Source organism: Pseudomonas sp. ADPe, from assembly GCF_014843515.1.
Taxonomy (GTDB): Bacteria; Pseudomonadota; Gammaproteobacteria; order Pseudomonadales; family Pseudomonadaceae; genus Pseudomonas; species Pseudomonas citronellolis.
In genome coordinates this window covers 3,679,289-3,698,785 of the sequence record NZ_CP062122.1, presented here as the reverse complement: position 1 = coordinate 3,698,785, position 19,497 = coordinate 3,679,289, and the positions used below count along the sequence as shown (strand labels likewise).

The following is a 19,497-nucleotide window of genomic DNA, read 5'->3' as shown; positions in this document are numbered from 1 at the left end:
TAGGATGGGTTGAGCTTGCGAAACTCATGCGATTGCGGTGATGGGTATCGCTTCGCTCAACCGCATCCTACGGGCGTTGTGTCTGCCGGAGGGTGTAGGAGCGAGCTTGCTCGCGAAGGGGGTTTACCGGCGACTTCGGTGTATTGGCTTGCCGCCTTTCCCTCTCCCCAGCCCTCTCCCTGAAGGGAGAGGGAGCTTGTCCGTGCCGAGAGAAGTGATGGTTTCAGCCGGAAACCTTCGGCGTTGCCGGCTAACGCCAGAACGCCCGGCTCTGCCCAACGGTCCCCTCTCCCTTCAGGGAGAGGGTTAGGGAGAGGGGCGAGGTCAACCCGAAACACCGTAGCCACCGGTAAACCCCCTTCGCGAGCAAGCTCGCTCCTACAATAAAACCCCCACCAAAACCCGCCCCCAGGCAATGACCGCCGCCCACCCCGCCCGCTATGCTTCAGCCCCAGCAGAGCCATCTCACCCGGACGAGATCCCCCCATGCATGTGCTGTTCAGCGTGTACCTGAAGATGCTGGTGCTCTACAGCCCCTTCTTCGTGCTTTCCTGCTTCATCAGCCTCAGCCGCGGCTTCGCCCCGCGCGATCGCAAGCACATGGCCTGGCGCGTGGCCCTGGCGGCGCTGGTCGCCAGCGTGCTGCTGTACCTGTTCGGGCGCTACATCTTCACCCTCTTCGGCATCACCGCCGACGCCTTCCGCATCGGCGCCGGCAGCGTGCTGTTCATCTCCGCCCTGGGCATGGCCCAGGGGCGCTCGGCGGTGCAGAGCGACAACGTGCAGCAGGACGTCACCATCGTCCCGCTGACCATCCCCATCACCGTCGGCCCCGGCACCATAGGCGCGCTGCTGGTGATGGGCGTCGGCCAGCACTGGGAGGACAAGCTGCTGGCGCTGCTGGCGATCGTCCTCGCCTGCCTCACCCTCGGCGTCACCCTCTTCCTGTCCGACCGCATCGAACGCATCCTCGGCGAGCAGGGCCTGCAGATCGTCAGCCGGCTGATGGGCCTGTTCGTCTGCGCCCTGGCCGCGCAGATCATCATGACCGGCGTGCGCGGCTACTTCCTGCCCGCGCCCTGAGACCGGCGTCACACAGCGGCGCGCCCCAATTGGGGGCGAATCGTCCGTGCGCCCCCTCGGCGCACCAGAATGGCGCCGCGAAAAGCCTGGCCGAAACGGCAGAAAATCCCGCGCAGGCCTTCTGGCACAGGGCTTTGCGCTGCTTGGCACGGATGCTGCGATAGACCTCCCGACCCGCAGGGGTCCCCTACCCACTTCGGGAGGCTGCACAGGCGACGGCCCAGAATCCGCGCGGCACCCTCCCAGGTACTGGAAGCCAAGGAGGCTGCCGCGATGAAACGTCGTCCCCTGTTGAAAAGCACCCTGGCGGTGAGCGCGCTGCTGCTCACCGGCCTGTTCCCCTTCGGCTCCCAGGCCGCCGAGACCATCAAGGTCGGCATCCTGCATTCGCTGTCCGGCACCATGGCCATCTCCGAGACCTCGCTCAAGGACATGGCGCTGATGACCATCGACGAAATCAACGCCAAGGGCGGGGTGAACGGCAAGAAGCTGGAACCGGTGGTGGTCGACCCGGCCTCAAACTGGCCGCTGTTCGCCGAGAAGGCCCGCCAGCTGCTGACCCAGGACAAGGTCGCGGTGGTCTTCGGCTGCTGGACCAGCGTCTCGCGCAAATCCGTGCTGCCGGTGTTCGAGGAACTCAACGGCCTGCTGTTCTACCCGGTGCAGTACGAGGGCGAGGAAATGTCGCCCAACGTCTTCTACACCGGCGCCGCGCCGAACCAGCAGGCCATCCCCGCGGTGGAATACCTGATGAGCGAGGACGGCGGCGCGGCCAAGCGCTTCTTCCTGCTCGGCACCGACTACGTCTACCCGCGCACCACCAACAAGATCCTGCGCGCCTTCCTGCACAGCAAGGGCGTGGCCGACAAGGACATCCAGGAGGTCTACACGCCGTTCGGCCACAGCGACTACCAGACCATCGTCGCCGACATCAAGAAGTTCTCCGCCGGCGGCAAGACCGCGGTGATCTCCACCGTCAACGGCGACTCCAACGTGCCCTTCTACAAGGAACTGGCCAACCAGGGCCTGGAAGCCACCGAAGTGCCGGTGGTGGCCTTCTCGGTGGGCGAGGAAGAACTGCGCGGCATCGACACCAAGCCGCTGGTGGGCAACCTCGCGGCCTGGAACTACTTCGAGTCGGTGAAGAACCCGCAGAACGAGAAGTTCGTCGCCGACTGGAAGGCCTACGCCAAGGCGAAGAACCTGCCGAACTATTCCACCGCCGTGACCAACGACCCGATGGAAGCCACCTACGTCGGCATCCACATGTGGGCCCAGGCCGTGGAGAAGGCCGGCAGCACCGACGTCGGCAAGGTCCGCGAAGCCATGGGCGGGCAGACCTTCAAGGCGCCCTCGGGCTTCACCCTGACCATGGACAAGACCAACCACCACCTGCACAAGCCGGTGATGATCGGCGAGATCCAGGACGACGGGCAGTTCAACGTGGTCTGGAAAACCCCCGAGCCGATCCGCGCCCAGCCCTGGAGCCCGTTCATCCCGGGCAACGACAAGAAGCCGGACTGAGTTGAAAAAAGCTGGAAGCTGGAAGCTGAAAGCCAAAAGCGACGCGGTCTCGCTTCTAGCTTCTAGCTTCTAGCTTCTAGCTTCTAGCTTCTAGCTTCTAGCTTCTAGCTTCTAGCTTCTAGCTTCTAGCTTCTAGCTTCTAGCTTCTAGCTTCCAGCTTCCAGCTTCCAGCTTCCAGCCTCCAACCAACGAAAAAACCCATGCCCCCACCCGCCCTTATCCGTCTCATCCAAACCTGCGCCCTCGCGCTGGCCACCCTCCTCGCCCTGCCCGCGCAAGCCGGCCCGGCGCAGGACTTCGCCGCCGCCGACAACGCCGGCCGCGCCACGCTGCTCGAACACTGGGCCGCCGCACCCGAGGCCGAGCGCCTGCCGCTGCTCGAAGCGCTCCAGGCCGGCCGCTTCGCCGTCGACGCGCAGAACCATGCCTTCCTCCTCGGCGACGACAAGCACTACCGCGCCGCCGAAGGCGACGCCCCGCCCGCCGGCGAGCCCGACAAGCTGCGCCTGAACAACCGCCTGCGCGGCCTGCTCAACACCGCCCTGGCCAGCCACCAGTTGGTGGCGAAGGACCCGACGCTGCGCCTGGAAGCCGCGCGCCAGTTGCAGAAGACCGCCAAGCCCGCGCAGCGCGAACTGCTCGCCCAGCGCACCGGTGCGGAAACCGACGACAAGGTGAAAGCCGCCCTGCAGCTAGCCCTGGCCAACCTGCAACTGGCCGACACCGACCCGCAGGTACGCCTGGCCGCCGTGCGCCTGCTCGGCGACTCCGGCGACCCGCTGGCCCTCACCCGCCTGCAGAACCTGCTCGACCCGGCCGTGGAGGCCGACGAACAGGTGCGCACCGCCGCCGCCACCAGCCTGGCCCAGGTCAAGCGCCGGCTCATGGTCGGCGACCTGCTCGGCCAGGCCTTCAGCGGCCTGTCGCTGGGCTCCATCCTGCTGCTGGCGGCCCTGGGCCTGGCCATCACCTACGGCCTGCTCGGCGTCATCAACATGGCCCATGGCGAGATGCTGATGCTCGGCGCCTACTCCACCTACGTGGTGCAGTCGCTGCTGCAACGCTTCGCCCCCGGCCTGCTGGAGTACTACCCGCTGCTGGCGCTGCCGGTGGCCTTCGGCGTCACCGCGGCCATCGGTATGGCCCTGGAGCGCACGGTGATCCGCCACCTCTACGGCCGCCCCCTGGAAACCCTGCTGGCCACCTGGGGCATCAGCCTGGTGCTGATCCAGCTGGTGCGCGTGCTGTTCGGCGCGCAGAACGTCGAGGTGGCCAACCCGGCCTGGCTCTCCGGCGGCGTCCAGCTGCTGCCGAACCTGGTGCTGCCGTGGAACCGCATCGTCATCATCGGCTTCGCCCTGTTCGTGCTGGCGCTAACCTGGCTGCTGCTCAACCGCACGCGGCTGGGCCTGAACGTCCGCGCGGTGACGCAGAACCGCAACATGGCGGCCTGCTGCGGCGTGCCCACCGGGCGCGTGGACATGCTCGCCTTCGGCCTCGGCTCGGGCATCGCCGGGCTCGGCGGGGTGGCCCTGTCGCAGGTCGGCAACGTCGGCCCGGACCTGGGCCAGAGCTACATCATCGACTCCTTCCTGGTGGTGGTGCTCGGCGGCGTTGGCCAGTTGGCCGGCAGCGTCTGCGCGGCCTTCGGCCTGGGCGTGGCGAACAAGATCCTCGAACCGCAGATCGGCGCGGTGCTGGGCAAGATCCTGATCCTGGCGCTGATCATCCTGTTCATCCAGAAACGCCCGCAGGGGCTGTTCGCCCTGAAAGGGAGGGTCATCGATTGATGAAAACGCCAATGCCCGAACCAGTTGCTCTTCGTAGGAGCGAGCTTGCTCGCGAACAGCCCCAGCAGCGAATCCGTTCGCGAGCAAGCTCGCTCCTACAGGAATCGGGGGAGATTTGCCCGTGAACCAACCACTCACCGTGACGGCCGCGCAGAAGGCCGGCCCGAAACTCACCGCCGGCATCGTCGTCTCCGCCCTCGTCGCACTGCTGATCCTGCCGCTGCTGCACCTGCTGCCCGAGACCAGCGCCCTGCACCTGTCGGCCTACGGCCTGACGCTGACCGGCAAGATCCTCTGCTACGCCATAGTCGCCCTGGCCCTGGACCTGGTCTGGGGCTATGCCGGCCTGCTGTCCCTCGGCCACGGCCTGTTCTTCGCCCTGGGCGGCTACGCCATGGGCATGTACCTGATGCGCGAGGCCGCCGGCGACGGCCTGCCGGCGTTCATGACCTTCCTGTCGTGGAACGAGCTGCCCTGGTACTGGGCCGGCACCCAGCACTTCCTCTGGGCCTTGTGCCTGGTGGTGCTGGCGCCGGGGCTGCTGGCCTTCGTGTTCGGCTTCTTCGCCTTCCGCTCGCGGATCAAGGGCGTGTACTTCTCGATCATGACCCAGGCCCTGACCTTCGCCGGCATGCTGCTGTTCTTCCGCAACGAGACCGGTTTCGGCGGCAACAACGGCTTCACCAACTTCCACAGCATCCTGGGCTTTTCGATCACCGCGCCGGGCACCCGCGCCGCGCTGTTCCTGGCCATCGTCCTGCTGCTGGCCGCCAGCCTGGCGCTGGGCTTCGCTCTGGCGCGGAGCAAGTTCGGCCGGGTGCTCACCGCCCTGCGCGACGCCGAGAACCGCCTGATGTTCTGCGGCTACGACCCGCGCGGCTACAAGCTGTTCGTCTGGACCCTGAGCGCGGTGCTCTGCGGCCTGGCCGGCGCCCTGTTCGTGCCGCTGGTGGGCATCGTCAACCCCAGCGAGATGTCGCCGACCAACTCCATCGAGGCCGCCGTGTGGGTGGCCCTGGGCGGGCGCGGCACGCTGCTCGGCCCGCTGCTCGGCGCCGGCGTGGTGAACGGCGCCAAGAGCTGGTTCACCGTGGCCTTCCCGGAGTACTGGCTGTTCTTCCTCGGCGCCCTGTTCATCGTCGTCACCCTGTACCTGCCGCGGGGCATCCTCGGGCTGATCAAGCGGGAGAAAGCGCAATGAGAGCCGTCCCCCACCTGATGCTGGAACCGGCCTTCGACCCCAGCGGCACGGGCCGCGACGCCGTCGGCCTGGGCGCCAGCGCGAGCGAAGGCCTGGACGTGCGCCACGGCACCATCCTCACCCTGGAAGACATCAACGTCAGCTTCGACGGCTTCCGCGCCCTGCGCGACCTGACGCTGTACATCGGCGTGGGCGAGCTGCGCTGCATCATCGGCCCCAACGGCGCGGGCAAGACCACGCTGATGGACGTGATCACCGGCAAGACCCGCCCCGACAGCGGCAAGGCGTACTTCGGCGAGACCTACGACCTGCAGCGCATGAGCGAGGTGGAAATCGCCCAGGCCGGCATCGGCCGCAAGTTCCAGAAGCCCACGGTGTTCGAGGCGCTCTCGGTGTTCGAGAACCTGGAGCTGGCGCAGAAGGCCGACAAGTCGGTGTGGGCCAGCCTGCGGGCGAAGCTTTCCGGCGAGCAGAAGGACCGCATCGAGGAAGTGCTGGCCACCATCCGCCTGCGCGAATCGCGCAACCGCCCGGCCGGCCTGCTCTCCCACGGCCAGAAGCAGTTCCTGGAGATCGGCATGCTGCTGGTGCAGGAGCCGCAACTGCTGCTGCTCGACGAACCGGTGGCGGGCATGACCGACGCCGAGACCGAGTTCACCGCCGAACTCTTCAAGTCCCTCGCCGGCCAGCATTCGCTGATGGTGGTGGAGCACGACATGGGCTTCGTCGGCAGCATCGCCGACCACGTCAGCGTGCTGCACCAGGGCCACGTGCTGGCCGAGGGCTCGCTGGAGGAAGTGCAGGCGAACGAACAGGTGATCGAGGTTTATTTAGGACGATAAAAGAGTCGATAAGAGCCGATAAAAAGCGCTGGAGGCTGGACGAAAGAGCCGGTGCTTCCTCGTTCAGCCTCCAACCTTAAGCCTCCAGCGGCTTTTAAAACCGATAAGAGCCGAGAAAATCGCTGGAGGCTGGACGAGGGAGTCGCTTTTTCGTTCAGCCTTCAGCCTCGGGCCTTCAGCGGCTTTTCAAAGGATTCAAAGCATGCTCAATGTTGAAAATCTGCATCAGTTCTACGGCGGCAGCCACATCCTCCGCGGCCTGTCGTTCGACGCGAAGATCGGCGAGGTCACCTGCCTGCTCGGGCGCAATGGCGTGGGCAAGACCACCCTGCTGCGCTGCCTGATGGGCCTGGTGCCGGCGCGCGAGGGCAGCGTCACCTGGGAGGGCAAGGCCATCACCGGCTTCAAGCCGCACCAGCGGGTGCGCGCCGGCATCGCCTACGTGCCCCAGGGCCGCGAGATCTTTCCGCGGCTGAGCGTGGAGGAGAACCTGCTGATGGGCCTGTCCCGCTTCGGCGCCAGGGAGGCGAAGCAGGTGCCGGCATTCATCTACGAACTCTTCCCGGTGCTGCGCGAGATGAAGCAACGCCGCGGCGGCGACCTCTCAGGCGGCCAGCAGCAACAGCTGGCCATCGGCCGCGCCCTGGCCAGCCGCCCGCGCCTGCTGATCCTCGACGAGCCCACCGAAGGCATCCAGCCCTCGGTGATCAAGGAGATCGGCGCGGTGATCCGCAAGCTCGCCGAGCGCGGCGACATGGCCATCCTGCTGGTGGAACAGTTCTACGACTTCGCCGCCGAACTGGCCGACCAGTACCTGGTGATGGCCCGCGGCGAGATCGTCCAGCAGGGCCGCGGCGCGGACATGGAAAGCGAAGGGGTACGCGGATTGGTGGCCATCTGACGTAGGGCGTATAACGCCTCCGGCGTTATCCGCCGTTTGACCTTGGCCCCAGGCCGCTCGGTGTCGACCTGGGCACCACCCAGGCCGACTTCGGAACGGCCAGGGAGATTGGTGTAGCGGCGGATAACCGCGAACGGTTATTCGCCCTACGCCCCATGATGGTGCATGGCGCGTGCCAACGCACCGCAATCGCGCCCATAGCTGACCACTCGGACAACCCCATCCCCCGCTGCCGCCCAGGCTTGCCAGGCCCACGCACTATCCTGGCGCAGAAGGCACGCCAATTGCTCTACCCAGGGCAACCCCAGCAGAACACGCCCCATGAACGCACCCGCCGCCCTCTTCCACCCCGCCTGGCACGCCGAGCTGGAGCTGGCCTATGCCCGCGTCGGCGACGGCACGCGGCCGGTCACGCGGCGCCACCTGGGGCCGCTGCGGGTGCAGAAGCACCTGTACGCCGAGGGCCCGCAGGTCTGCCAGCACATCGTGGTGCACCCGCCCGGCGGCATCGCCGGCGGCGACACCCTCGCCCTCGACATCCACGCCGGCCCCGATGCCTGGGCCCAGCTCACCAGCCCCGGCGCGGCCAAGTGGTACCGTGCCGCCACGCCGGCCAGCCAGCGCCTGCGCATCCGCGTCGAGGCCGGCGCCACCCTGGAATGGCTGCCCCAGGAAACCATCGTCTTCTCCGGCGCCCGGGCCGAGCTGCACACCGACATCGACCTGCAGGGCGACGCCCGCCTGTTCTACTGGGACGTGGTCGCCCTGGGCCGCCCCGCCGCCGGCGAGCGCTTCGACCAGGGCCGCTTCGCCGCCAACCTGGACATCCGCCGCGACGGCCGCCGCCTGTGGCACGAACGCCAGCGCATCGACGGCGGCGAGCGCCTGCTGGACTCGCCCATCGGCCTGGCCGGGCAGCCGGTCATGGCCACGCTGATCGCCAGCGGGCAGATCGACGCCGAGCTGCTGGAAGCCTGCCGCGCGCTACCCTGCCAGGGCCGCGGCAACCTCAGCCAGCTACCCGGGCTGCTGGTCGCCCGCTGCCTGGCCGCCGAGGCGCTGCACGCCCGCGCCTGGCTCATCGAACTCTGGCGCGCGCTGCGGCCCGCGCTGCTCGGCCGCGAGGCCGTTCCCCCCAGAATCTGGAGCACCTGAGATGGACTTGACGCCCCGCGAGAAAGACAAGCTGCTGATCTTCACCGCCGGCCTGGTGGCCGAACGGCGCCTGGCCCGCGGCCTCAAGCTGAACCACCCGGAAGCCATCGCGCTGATCTCCGCCGCCCTGCTCGAAGGCGCCCGCGACGGCCGCACGGTGGCCGAGCTGATGCACTATGGCACCACCCTGCTCAGCCGCGAGCAGGTGATGGAAGGCGTGCCGGAGATGATCCCGGAGATCCAGGTGGAAGCCACCTTCCCCGACGGCACCAAGCTGGTCACCGTGCACCAGCCCATCGCCTGACCAGCGGCCGCTTTCGAACGAACCTGCCTGAAGGAACACCGCAATGCTGATCCGCGACGCCAGCCCAGCCGACCTCGGCGCCCTGCGCGACATCTACAACGACGCCGTGCTCAACACCACCGCGATCTGGAACGAAGTCGCCATCGACCTCGACAACCGCCGCGCCTGGCTGGAACTGCGCGCCCAGCAGGGCTTCCCGGTGCTGGTCGCGGAAGACGCCGGCGAAGTGGTCGGCTACGCCAGCTACGGCCCCTGGCGCGCCTTCGACGGCTTCCGCGAAACCGTCGAGCACTCGGTCTACGTGCGCGCCGACCAGCGCGGCAAGGGCGTAGGCCCGCAACTGATGCAAGCGCTGATCGACCGCGCCCGCGCCCAGGGCCTGCACGTGATGGTGGCGGCCATCGAGAGCGGCAACGCCGCCTCCATCCGCCTGCACGAACGCCTGGGCTTCGCCACCACCGGGCAGATGCCGCAGGTGGGCCAGAAGTTCGGCCGCTGGCTCGACCTGACCTTCATGCAACTGATCCTCGATGCGCGGGATACGCCCTGACAAAAGACGAGAAAAGCCGCTGGAGGCTGAAGGCTGAACGAGGGAGTCGCTTTTTCGTCCAGCCTCCAGCCTTCAGCCTCCAGCGAATTGAGGGAAGCTGCGCATGAAAAACAGTCGTCAACCCCACACCGACAGGTTCGGCCTCAGGAGCACCCCATGATCCCTGGCGAATACGACGTCCAGCCCGGCGAGATCGAACTCAACGCCGGCCGCCGCACCCTGGCCCTGACCGTGGCCAACGGCGGCGACCGGCCGATCCAGGTCGGCTCGCACTACCACTTCTACGAGACCAACGACGCCCTGCAGTTCGACCGCGAAGCGGCCCGCGGCATGCGCCTGAACATCCCCGCCGGCACCGCGGTGCGCTTCGAGCCGGGGCAGAGCCGCGAGGTGGAGTTGGTGGAGCTGGCTGGCGAGCGTCGCGTCTACGGCTTCGCCGGGCGGGTGATGGGCGCGCTTTGAGATTGATGCAAGCAAGAGAACCCTCTCCCCCGCCCTCTCCCTGAAGGGAGAGGGAGCTGTCCGTGCCGGCTGACGCCAAGGTTTCATCCTGCACCGAACGGTCCCCTCTCCCTTCAGGGAGAGGGTTAGGGAGAGGGCGCGTGGTTGAGCCCCGTGCCGAAGGCTCAGGAAAAGTACCAAATGCCCTGGCCGCCAAGGAGCCGCAATGAAGATCAGCAGACAAGCCTACGCCGACATGTTCGGCCCCACCGTCGGCGACCGCGTGCGCCTGGCCGACACCGAGCTGTGGATCGAGGTGGAGCAGGACTTCACCGTCTACGGCGAGGAAGTGAAGTTCGGCGGCGGCAAGGTCATCCGCGACGGCATGGGCCAGGGCCAGCTGCCGGCGGCCGAGGTGGTCGACACCGTCATCACCAATGCGCTGATCCTCGACCACTGGGGCATCGTCAAGGCCGACGTGGGCCTGAAGGACGGGCGCATCAAGGCCATCGGCAAGGCCGGCAACCCGGACATCCAGCCCGGCGTGAGCATCGCCCTGGGCGCCAGTACCGAAGTCATCGCCGGCGAGGGCATGATCCTCACCGCCGGCGGCATCGACACGCACATCCACTTCATCTGCCCACAGCAGATCGAAGAAGCGTTGATGAGTGGCGTCACCACCATGATCGGCGGCGGCACCGGGCCTGCCACCGGCACCAACGCCACCACCTGCACCTCCGGGCCCTGGCACCTGGCGCGCATGCTCCAGGCCGCCGACGCCTTCCCGATGAACATAGGCTTCACCGGCAAGGGCAACGCCAGCCTGCCGCTGCCGCTGGAGGAACAGGTGCGCGCCGGCGCCATCGGCCTGAAGCTGCACGAGGACTGGGGCACCACCCCGGCGGCCATCGACAACTGCCTGAGCGTGGCCGACCGCCTCGACGTGCAGGTGGCCATCCACACCGACACCCTCAACGAATCCGGCTTCGTCGAAACCACCCTGGCCGCCTTCAAGGGCCGCACCATCCACACCTACCATACCGAGGGCGCCGGCGGCGGCCACGCGCCGGACATCATCCGCGCCTGCGGCTTCGCCAACGTGCTGCCCAGCTCCACCAACCCAACGCGGCCGTTCACCCGCAACACCATCGACGAACACCTGGACATGCTCATGGTCTGCCACCACCTGGACCCGAGCATCGCCGAGGACGTGGCCTTCGCCGAGTCGCGCATCCGCCGCGAGACCATCGCCGCCGAAGACATCCTCCACGACCTCGGCGCCTTCAGCATGATCAGCTCCGACAGCCAGGCCATGGGCCGCGTCGGCGAAGTGATCACGCGCACCTGGCAGACCGCCGACAAGATGAAGAAGCAGCGCGGCGCCCTGCCCGGCGACGGCGCGCGCAACGACAACTTCCGCGCCAAGCGCTACATCGCCAAATACACCATCAACCCGGCGATCACCCATGGCGTCAGCCACGAAGTGGGTAGCATCGAAGTGGGCAAGCTGGCCGACCTGGTGCTCTGGCGCCCGGCCTTCTTCGGCGTGAAGCCGAGCCTGATCCTCAAGGGCGGCGCCATCGCCGCCAGCCTGATGGGCGACGCCAACGCCTCCATCCCCACCCCGCAGCCGGTGCACTACCGGCCGATGTTCGCCAGCTTCGGCGGCAGCCGCCACGCCACCAGCCTGACCTTCCTCAGCCAGGCCGCCTGGGAAGCCGGCCTGCACGCCCGCCTGGGCCTGCACAAGGCCATCGGCGTGGTGCAGGGCTGCCGCGCGGTGCAGAAGACCGACCTGATCCACAACGCCTACCTGCCGCACATCGAGGTGGACCCGCAGAACTACCAGGTACGTGCCGACGGCCAGTTGCTGTGGTGCGAACCGGCCGAAGTGCTGCCCATGGCGCAGCGTTACTTCCTGTTCTGAGAACCCGCCCAGGAACACCCTCGTAGGATGGTGTTGAGCGAAGCGATACCCATCAGCGCAACCGCATGGGTTTCGCAAGCTCAACCCATCCTACGAAGAGCACCTCGGCGCAAGACAGTTGCTCCTACAGGCGGCTGAAATCCCCCGGGGAAATTCAGAAGACCTCCTCCACCGGCACCGCTTCGCATTTCCCCCCGGAGTCCACCCCCTACGCTGGCAGGGCCTCTGTGCCCGTCCCTCCAGAACAACAAGGACTCCCGATGAAACGACTGACCGCCACCCTGGCCCTGGCGCTGGGCCTGTGCGCCTGCGCCCAGGCCGCCGATCCCATCACCCTGGGCCTCAACTACCCCCGCACCGGCAGCTACCAGAACGAAGGCCGCGACCAGATGCGCGGCGCCCTGCTGGCCATCGACGAGATCAACGCCAACGGCGGCGTGCTCGGCCGCTCGCTGCGGCTGTCCAGCCACGACAGCGCCTCGCGCTCGAAGAAGGCCGTGGCCAACGTCGACAAGCTGGCCGACGAGGGCGCCGCCATGCTCTTCGGCGGCGCTTCCAGCGCCGTGGCCATCGCCGCCGGCAAGCGCGCCGCCGAGCGCGGGCTGCTGTACTTCGGCGCCGTCACCTACTCCAACGACACCACCGGCAAGGACGGCCACCGCTACATGTTCCGCGAGGGCATCAGCGCCTGGATGAGCGCCCGGGTGCTGGGCCAGTACCTGGCGCAGAAGCACCCGGGCAGCCGCTACTTCTACGTCACCTCCGACTACACCTGGGGCCACACCACCGAAGCCTCGCTGCGCCAGGCCACCGGCACGCAGGACGGCGCCCAGCACCCCGGGCGGCGCATTCCCTTCCCCGCCGTCGGCCTTGCGCACTACCGCGACAGCCTCACCCAGGCGGCCGCCAGCGACGTCCAGGTGCTGGTCCTGGTGCTGTTCGGCCGCGACCTGGAGCGGGCCATGCGGGTGGCCCACGACCTCGGCCTGACCAGGCGCATGCAGATAGTCGCGCCCAACCTCACCCTGAACGTGATCGAGCAGGCCGGGCCGAGCGTGATGGAGGGCGTGGTCGGCACCGAGCCCTGGACCTGGCGCGTGCCGGAACTGGAGAACAGCGCCCGCGGCAAGGCCTTCGTCAACGACTACGTGAAGCGCTACCAGAAGTACCCGTCCAGCTCCGCCGCCTCGGCCTACGGCATCGTCTACCAGTGGGCGGACGCCGTGCGGCGCGCCAACAGCCTGGACAGCGAGGCGCTGATCAGGGCCCTGGAAGGCCACCGCTACGCCCTGCTCAAGGGCGAGCAGTACTGGCGCGCGTTCGACCACCAGAACGTGCAGCGCATCTATGCGGTGAAAGTGAAGCCGCGCAGCGAGGTGCTGAAGGACCCGCTGAAGCAGGACTACTTCGAGATCATCCACCAGCTCGACGGCGACCAGGCCGCGCCCAGCCTCGACGAGTGGAAGGCGGAAAGGCGCGCCGCCGGCAAGCCCCCGTTGCTGCAGTGAAGCGCCTCAGCGCAGCTGGCTGTCCTTGCTGCCGCGCCGGTTGTAGCCGGCGAAGGCCGCCTGCTCGTCGTGGGCGGCCTGGCAGTTCACGCACAGACGCACGCCGGGCACGGCCTTGCGCCGCGCCTCGGGAATGGGCGCATCGCATTCCTCGCAATGCGTCAGGCTCTCGCCGCGGGGCAACTGGCTGCGCGCCCGGGCGACTGCATCCTCAATGGTGCTGTCGATCTGTTCCTGCACCGCGCCGTCGTTCGCCCAACCACTGGCCATGGCAACCTCCGATCAAACTTTGTACAGATTGCAGATATTGGCGCCCCGGCGGCCGATTGCAAGGGCGAAAACGCGGCGGGGTGCGCTGAAAAGCCCCTTCCCCGGGCGCCGCGCAACGAGAACAATAGCGCGCTTTCCCGCCATGGATGTTCCCCGATGCGAATCCTCCCGTCTCCTCTGCGCCACTGCCTGCCGCTGGCCCTCTGCGCCCTGCTCGGCAGCCAGGCCCAGGCCGCCGAGGCCCCCGGCGTAGAAGCCGACCTGGTCGACGCCAACCGCTACCTGCTGCTGTACAGCGCCACCGCCGACGAGCGTTTCCTCGACCGCCTGGACGCCACCGGCAAGCACCTGCAGGCGGCCCTCGGGCAGCGCCAGGACGCCGCCGCGCTGCACGCACTCTGGGCCAGCTACGAGCAAGGCCGCCAGCAGATGCTGGCCGAGCACGCCGCCCATAAGCTCGACCAGAACGGCGAGATGGCCCGCAGCCTGAAGCTGGCCGAGCCCCTGGACGCCTACCTGCAGGCCCACCCCCTGGCCACCCCGGGCCTGGCCGACGACCTGCGCAGCCGCGCCCTGCTCACCGCCCGCCTGGCCAACCTGCAGAAGGTCGACGGCCCGCGCGCCGAGGCCGAGGCGGCGAACGTCAAGGCCCTGGACGAGCGCATCCAGCAGCACATCGACGCCCTGGCGAAGAGCGACCCGGCCCTGCACGACGAACTGGACAAGCGCTGGCGCTACCTGCAGGTCAGCCAGCGCAACGGCCAGCAGTTGCTCTACCCCTTCAACGCGCAGATCGAGGCCATGCTCGGCAAGCTGGCCGGCGCCTGACGGGGACGCGGAGGCGGTCTACCGCAGCTTCGGAATCGTCCGATATCCGGCGCCGGGAGGGCCGCCAAGAATGGCGGCTCCATCGCCAGGAGCCGCCCCATGCACCGCCTCGTCCTTTCCCTGCTGCTGAGCCTGCTGGCCAGCCTGCCGACCGCGGCCCTGGCCGATGACTTCGACGCCACCCTGCAGGCCGCGCAGCGCTACCTGCTGCTCTACAGCGCCACGGGGGACGAACGCTTCCTCAAGCGCCTGGAACGGCTCGACGAGGCCTTCCAGGGCCAGGTCGCCGAACAGCACAACGGCGAGACGCTGCAGGACATCTGGTCGCTCTACGGCGAAACGGTGGCGCAGGTGGAAAGCGGCTACGAACAGAGCGGCCCGGCGCTACGCGAGGCGCTGGCCCAGGCCCTGGAAGTCTCGGCGCTGCTGCAGGAATTCCGCCTCCAGCCCGGCGCAGCGCCGGGGGATGCGACCCTGGCGGCCAACCTGCAGCGCCTGGCCCTGCTGCAGGCCAAGCGGGCCAACCACCGCCTGCTGGGGGAAGACACCGACACCCTGCGCGAGGCCATCGCCGACCTGCAGCAGACCATCGAGACGCAGTTCGCCGCCCTCCCGGCCAGCGTCGAAGGCGAGGCGATGCGCGCCCGCTGGCGCTACCTGCGGCTGACCGAGCGCCCGGCCGGCACCCTGCTCTACCCGTTCAACGCCCAGGTCGAGTACCTGCTGGAGAAGCTCGGCGAGAACGGGCCAGCCTGAAAGGCCCTACTCCTTCACTTCCATGTATTCCCTGGCGAAGATCTGGTACTCCTCCGGCAGGGTGTACTTCTTCGCCAGCTCCGAGGCTGTCAGGTCGGAGGCATCCACGCCACGCTGCTCGCGCAGGCAGTCGTAGGTCGCCTTGATGGCGGCGAAGTAGGCGGCATGGCCGTCCACCACGATGCGCACGCCGAGCTTGGCCAGGCGCTTGTCGTCGTGCAGCTTCGGGTTGCCGTAGGACACCAGCATCAGCGGCACGCTCAGGTGCCGGGCGATGGCCTCCAGGTGCTCGAAGTCGCGGATGCCGACCATGCAGATGCCGTCGGCACCGGCGGCCTGGTAGGCCAGGGTGCGGCGGATCACGTCGTCCACCTCGATCACCTCGGCGTTGGTCCGCGCGATGATCGCCATCTCCTGGTCCACCCGCGCCTCCAGCGCCGCGCGGATCTTGCCCACGCCCTCCTCCACCGGGATCAGGTCGGTGGACTTGCGGCCGAACTGCGCCGGCAACAGGGTGTCCTCGATGGTCAGCGCGGCCACGCCGGCGCGCTCCAGCTCGACGATGGTGCGCATCACGTTCAGCGCGTTGCCGTAGCCGTGGTCGGCGTCGGCGATCACCGGCAGGCGCGCCACGCGGCCGATGCGGGTGGCCTGCTCGACGAACTCGCTGAGGGTGATGAGGGCGAAGTCGGGCGCCGCGAGCACTTGTAGCGAAGCTACAGAACCACCCAGGATGCCGACCTCGAAGCCGAGGTCACCGGCGATGCGCGCCGACATCGGGTCGAACACCGATGCCGTGTGGTAGCAGGAGGAAGAGTTCAGCAACGCCCGGAAACTCTGGCGTAGCTCGTGGTGGGAGGCTCTGTGCATGGCGGGATCCAACTGCGACCTGGAAGTGGGAAAGGGTTCTGCGGAATCGGCAAACTCATGTAGCAAAACTACAGGACGGCAAATGTAGCAAAACTACAAGGCCTTCCCAAGCACTCTATAACCTCCACCGTCCAGCGGCACATGAGCCGATAGTCGAGCAGGCCCGGGCGCTCTCGCGTAAACTGCGCGGCCGTTTTTTTCGCCGGACCTTTCCGCCATGCTGCACTCCACTGACGCCCGCGCCCTGGGCATCGACTTCGGCACCTCCAACTCCACCGTCGGCTGGTGGCGCCCCGGGATGGAACCGCTGATCGCACTGGAAGACGGCAAGATCACCCTGCCCTCGGTGGTCTTCTTCAACACCGAGGAACGCCGCCCGGTCTACGGCCGCCAGGCCCTGGGCGAATACCTGGAAGGCTACGAGGGGCGACTGATGCGCTCGCTGAAAAGCCTGCTCGGCTCGCCCCTGCTCAAGAGCGAGACCACGGTGCTGGGCAGCGCCCTGCCGTTCAAGGACCTGCTCGGGCTGTTCATCGGCGAGCTGAAGAAGCGCGCCGAGGTAGTCGCCGGCCGCGAGTTCGAGGCCGTGGTGCTGGGCCGCCCGGTGTTCTTCGTCGACGACGATCCCGAGGCCGACCGCGAAGCCCAGGACACCCTGGTGGCGGTGGCGCAGAAACTCGGCTTCAAGGACATCTCCTTCCAGTACGAGCCCCTGGCCGCGGCCTTCGACTACGAGCGCGGCATCGACCGCGAGGAACTGGTGCTGATCGTCGACATCGGCGGCGGCACCTCGGACTTCTCCCTGGTGCGCCTGGCCCCGGAACGCCGCGAGCAGGCCGAGCGCCAGGCCGACATCCTGGCCACCGGCGGCGTGCACATCGGCGGCACCGACTTCGACAAGCAGCTCAGCCTGCAGGGCGTGATGCCGCTGTTCGGCTACGGCAGCCGGATGAAGTCCGACGCGCTGATGCCCACCAGCTACCACCTGAACCTGGCCACCTGGCACACCATCAACGCGGTGTACGCGCAGAAGTCGCAGTTGGCGCTGAAGAACATGCGCTACGACATCGTCGACGGCACCGGCATCGACCGCCTGTTCCGCCTGATCGAACAGCGCGCCGGGCACTGGCTGGCGATGCAGGTGGAAGCCAGCAAGATAGAACTGAGCGACAGCCAGCGCCGCGACATCGACCTGGCGCGCATCGAACCGGGCCTGGTGGCCGAGCTGACCCGCGAACTGTTCGAGGGCGCGATAGAGCCGCAGCTGGACCGCGTGCGCGCCGGCATCGGCAACCTGCTGGGCGATGCCGACATCGACCCGGACAAGGTCGACACCGTGTTCTTCACCGGCGGCTCCAGCGGCGTCCCGGCCCTGCGCCAGAGCGTGGCCGCCATGCTGCCCAACGCCCGCCACGTCGATGGCGACCGCTTCGGCGGTATTGGCAGCGGTTTGGCTATCGAGGCTAAAAAGCGCTACGGCTGAGAGGCAGGCTCTTTCGTAGGAGTGAGCTTGCTCGCGAATCGTGCCTACCGGGGACTTTGGGGGTTGGGCTGTAGAGCGCCCTCTCCCTAACCCTCTCCCTGAAGGGAGAGGGGACCGTTCGGAGTGCGCTGATGTTTCGGCATTAGCCGGCTAGCACGGAGATTACCGACTGAAACCAATCTTCCTCTCGGCACGGACTAGCCCCCTCTCCCTTCAGGGAGAGGGCTGGGGAGAGGGAACGCGCTCAGGTCCAGCTCAAGAGCAATCGGGAAACTCCGTTCGCGAGCAAGCTCGCTCCTACAGAAACAATCACCCCGACACCGCCTGTACCCGAGCCAACGCAGCGTGCCGGCCCTGCGCCGGAGCGTGGCGGCCATGCAACCCAACACTCGCCACGTCGATGGCGACCGCTGAGGCGAAGAAGTGCTACGGCTGAGAGGCAGGCTCTTTCGTAGGAGTGAGCTTGCTCGCGAACCGTGCCTACCGGGGACTTTGGGGGGTGGGCTGTAGAGCACCCTCTCCCTAACCCTCTCCCTGAAGGGAGAGGGGACCGTTGGGCAGACGCTGGTGCTCTGGAGTCAGCCGGCGACGCCGAAAGCTATCGACTGAAACCATTCCCTCTCTCGGCACAAGCCCCCTCTCCCTTCAGGGCGGGGCGCGCAGCCGAGGGCTGGGGAGAGGGAACGCGCTCAGGTCCAGCTCAAGAGCAATCGGGAAACTCCGTTCGCGAGCAAGCTCGCTCCTACAAGCCCCCCACCGTTCGCGGTTATACGCCACCGCCCCAAGCCCCATCCCCCCAGTTTTTTCGAACTCCCCTCCCCGCCCCCGACTCGAAACAGCACCACCCACAGGTCCGAGCCGACAAGGAGGCCCCATGTACCGGCAAGCCCTGCTGACCGCCACCGCCCTGGCCCTGCTCGCGGGCTGTTCCCATGAATCCACCCGGGTGCAGAACCCGGTCAACCTGGTGACCTACCGCGACGCGCCGCTGGTGCGCGACGTGCACGACGGCATGAGCAAGGACGAGGTGCTGCGCGTCGGCGGTCCGCCGTCCAGCAGCCAGGCGCGGGCGTACAAGGCCGGTAGCTGCAACAGCTACATCCTCAACAAGGACGGCCGCGAGCAGCCCTACTACGTGACCTTCGACGACCAGGGCAAGGTCGACGGGACCGGCTTCCTCAGTTGTTCCGAACGCGACCGCCACGACCGCGACGCGCATCCCTGAGGCCGGCGGGCGGCGCTCAGCTGAGCGCCGCCACCAGCTCGGCCTTGGTCATCCGCCAGCGCCCGCGCACGCCTGCGCGGGTCGCGCGCGCCAGCAACTCCTTGCGCGTCATGCCCAGCAACTTCTCGGTGGCCGGCTTGCTGCGCCGGGCGAGCCTGGCCAGGGCGTCCACCTCTTCCGGGCTCAGGCCCAGCTTCCCATAATGCGCCTGAACGTGCGCCCGCTGCTTCTCGTGGCGCGCCGTGTGGCCCTGCGTACCGTTGCGAGGCATGGCAATCTCCTTCTGCAAAAGGGGAACAGAGCAATGGACCGGGCGCTGCGAAAAATATTCAGCCTTTGTCGCTGCCGTCTATCATGCGAGCAGGAAAATAGGAGAGGACCTCATGAAACACCGCATCGTCGAATTGCCCGCCTTCAGCGTGGTGGGCCTGGAATACCGTGGCGACGGCCAGGACGGCAGCATCGGCCAGCTCTGGCAGCGCTTCCTGCCGCGCGAGCACGAGGTCGCCGCGCAGGCCGACGACCGCAGCGCCTATGGCATCTGCGCCCAGGCCGCCGGCGGCGTCTTCCACTACATTGCCGGCCTGCCGGTCGAACCGGGCACCGCGATTCCCGAAGGCATGGTGAAGTTCGAAGTGCCGGCGCAGAAGTACGCCGTGTTCACTCATATCGGGCCGGTGGAAGGCATCGCCGACAGCTTCCAGCGCATCCACACCGAACTGCTGCCACAACGCGGGCTGGAGCCGCGCCACGCGCCATCCTTCGAGCGCTACACCGAGCGCTTCCACGGGCCGGACGACGTCACCTCGGAAACCGACCTGTACATCCCCGTCTACTGA

20 protein-coding genes are annotated in these 19,497 nt (G+C 67.7%); 17 read left to right on the top strand and 3 right to left on the bottom strand.

Features of this window, described 5'->3' with window-relative positions:
• Window positions 1-486 precede the first annotated feature (486 nt).
• The 12 genes from IG194_RS16650 to IG194_RS16595 all read left to right on the top strand — a co-directional run bounded on the left by IG194_RS16650 (window position 487) and on the right by IG194_RS16595 (window position 13,226).
• Window positions 487-1,083, top strand: coding sequence for a MarC family protein (locus tag IG194_RS16650; RefSeq protein WP_009613314.1), 597 nt, complete (start codon window positions 487-489; stop codon window positions 1,081-1,083).
• Window positions 1,084-1,356: 273 nt separating this feature from the next.
• Window positions 1,357-2,607, top strand: a complete 1,251-nt coding sequence (gene urtA / locus IG194_RS16645; RefSeq protein ID WP_058071126.1) for an urea ABC transporter substrate-binding protein — start codon at window positions 1,357-1,359, stop codon at window positions 2,605-2,607.
• A gap of 200 nt (window positions 2,608-2,807) precedes the next feature.
• Window positions 2,808-4,397, top strand: coding sequence for an urea ABC transporter permease subunit UrtB (urtB, locus tag IG194_RS16640; protein WP_058488257.1), 1,590 nt, complete (start codon window positions 2,808-2,810; stop codon window positions 4,395-4,397).
• 121 nt (window positions 4,398-4,518) lie between these two features.
• Window positions 4,519-5,598, top strand: a complete 1,080-nt coding sequence (gene urtC / locus IG194_RS16635) for an urea ABC transporter permease subunit UrtC (RefSeq protein WP_058489700.1) — start codon at window positions 4,519-4,521, stop codon at window positions 5,596-5,598.
• Window positions 5,595-6,440: an urea ABC transporter ATP-binding protein UrtD gene (gene urtD / locus IG194_RS16630; protein ID WP_141679711.1), complete on the top strand. Its 846-nt coding sequence runs from the start codon at window positions 5,595-5,597 to the stop codon at window positions 6,438-6,440. The genes urtC and urtD overlap by 4 nt, the downstream gene beginning before the upstream one ends.
• A 202-nt stretch (window positions 6,441-6,642) precedes the next feature.
• Window positions 6,643-7,341 carry an urea ABC transporter ATP-binding subunit UrtE gene (gene urtE, locus IG194_RS16625; protein ID WP_058488255.1) on the top strand — a complete coding sequence of 233 codons (699 nt, stop codon included), beginning with the start codon at window positions 6,643-6,645 and terminating at the stop codon, window positions 7,339-7,341.
• 321 nt (window positions 7,342-7,662) lie between these two features.
• Window positions 7,663-8,496 carry an urease accessory protein UreD gene (locus IG194_RS16620; protein WP_058488254.1) on the top strand — a complete coding sequence of 278 codons (834 nt, stop codon included), beginning with the start codon at window positions 7,663-7,665 and terminating at the stop codon, window positions 8,494-8,496.
• A 1-nt stretch (window position 8,497) separates the two neighbouring features.
• A complete protein-coding gene (locus IG194_RS16615; RefSeq protein WP_043268703.1) occupies window positions 8,498-8,800 on the top strand; it encodes an urease subunit gamma in 303 nt (100 codons plus the stop codon).
• Between the two features lie 43 nt (window positions 8,801-8,843).
• The gene (locus tag IG194_RS16610) at window positions 8,844-9,350 is read left to right on the top strand and encodes a GNAT family N-acetyltransferase (RefSeq protein ID WP_009613332.1); all 507 of its coding nucleotides are present in this window, start codon (window positions 8,844-8,846) and stop codon (window positions 9,348-9,350) included.
• Between the two features lie 156 nt (window positions 9,351-9,506).
• A complete protein-coding gene (locus tag IG194_RS16605) occupies window positions 9,507-9,812 on the top strand; it encodes an urease subunit beta (RefSeq protein WP_058071133.1) in 306 nt (101 codons plus the stop codon).
• A gap of 205 nt (window positions 9,813-10,017) precedes the next feature.
• Window positions 10,018-11,718, top strand: a complete 1,701-nt coding sequence (gene ureC, locus IG194_RS16600; RefSeq protein ID WP_058488253.1) for an urease subunit alpha — start codon at window positions 10,018-10,020, stop codon at window positions 11,716-11,718.
• 260 nt (window positions 11,719-11,978) lie between these two features.
• Window positions 11,979-13,226 carry a substrate-binding protein gene (locus tag IG194_RS16595; RefSeq protein ID WP_058488252.1) on the top strand — a complete coding sequence of 416 codons (1,248 nt, stop codon included), beginning with the start codon at window positions 11,979-11,981 and terminating at the stop codon, window positions 13,224-13,226.
• A 6-nt stretch (window positions 13,227-13,232) separates the two neighbouring features.
• On the opposite strand, the gene IG194_RS16590 is transcribed toward IG194_RS16595, so the two are convergent.
• Complete coding sequence (locus IG194_RS16590) at window positions 13,233-13,496, bottom strand: DksA/TraR family C4-type zinc finger protein (RefSeq protein ID WP_043318848.1); 264 nt, start codon at window positions 13,494-13,496, stop codon at window positions 13,233-13,235.
• Between the two features lie 156 nt (window positions 13,497-13,652).
• On the opposite strand from IG194_RS16590, the gene IG194_RS16585 reads away from it, so the two are divergent.
• Together IG194_RS16585 and IG194_RS16580 are read left to right on the top strand one after the other, a co-directional pair.
• Entirely contained in the window at window positions 13,653-14,324 is a 672-nt protein-coding gene (locus IG194_RS16585) for a hypothetical protein (RefSeq protein WP_058488251.1), read from the top strand.
• A gap of 99 nt (window positions 14,325-14,423) precedes the next feature.
• A complete protein-coding gene (locus IG194_RS16580) occupies window positions 14,424-15,080 on the top strand; it encodes a hypothetical protein (protein ID WP_058488250.1) in 657 nt (218 codons plus the stop codon).
• A gap of 6 nt (window positions 15,081-15,086) precedes the next feature.
• Here IG194_RS16580 and IG194_RS16575 read toward each other — a convergent pair whose 3' ends face one another.
• Entirely contained in the window at window positions 15,087-15,950 is an 864-nt protein-coding gene (locus tag IG194_RS16575) for an isocitrate lyase/PEP mutase family protein (protein WP_009613347.1), read from the bottom strand.
• Window positions 15,951-16,167: 217 nt separating this feature from the next.
• Between IG194_RS16575 and IG194_RS16570 the strand changes: the two genes are divergently transcribed.
• Complete coding sequence (locus tag IG194_RS16570) at window positions 16,168-17,433, top strand: Hsp70 family protein (protein ID WP_058488249.1); 1,266 nt, start codon at window positions 16,168-16,170, stop codon at window positions 17,431-17,433.
• Between the two features lie 874 nt (window positions 17,434-18,307).
• Window positions 18,308-18,658, top strand: a complete 351-nt coding sequence (gene osmE, locus IG194_RS16565) for an osmotically-inducible lipoprotein OsmE (protein ID WP_009613351.1) — start codon at window positions 18,308-18,310, stop codon at window positions 18,656-18,658.
• Between the two features lie 16 nt (window positions 18,659-18,674).
• Here the strand turns inward: osmE and IG194_RS16560 are convergent, their stop codons facing one another.
• Window positions 18,675-18,929: a hypothetical protein gene (locus tag IG194_RS16560; protein WP_043268683.1), complete on the bottom strand. Its 255-nt coding sequence runs from the start codon at window positions 18,927-18,929 to the stop codon at window positions 18,675-18,677.
• A 112-nt stretch (window positions 18,930-19,041) separates the two neighbouring features.
• On the opposite strand from IG194_RS16560, the gene IG194_RS16555 reads away from it, so the two are divergent.
• Window positions 19,042-19,497, top strand: a complete 456-nt coding sequence (locus tag IG194_RS16555) for a GyrI-like domain-containing protein (protein ID WP_058488248.1) — start codon at window positions 19,042-19,044, stop codon at window positions 19,495-19,497.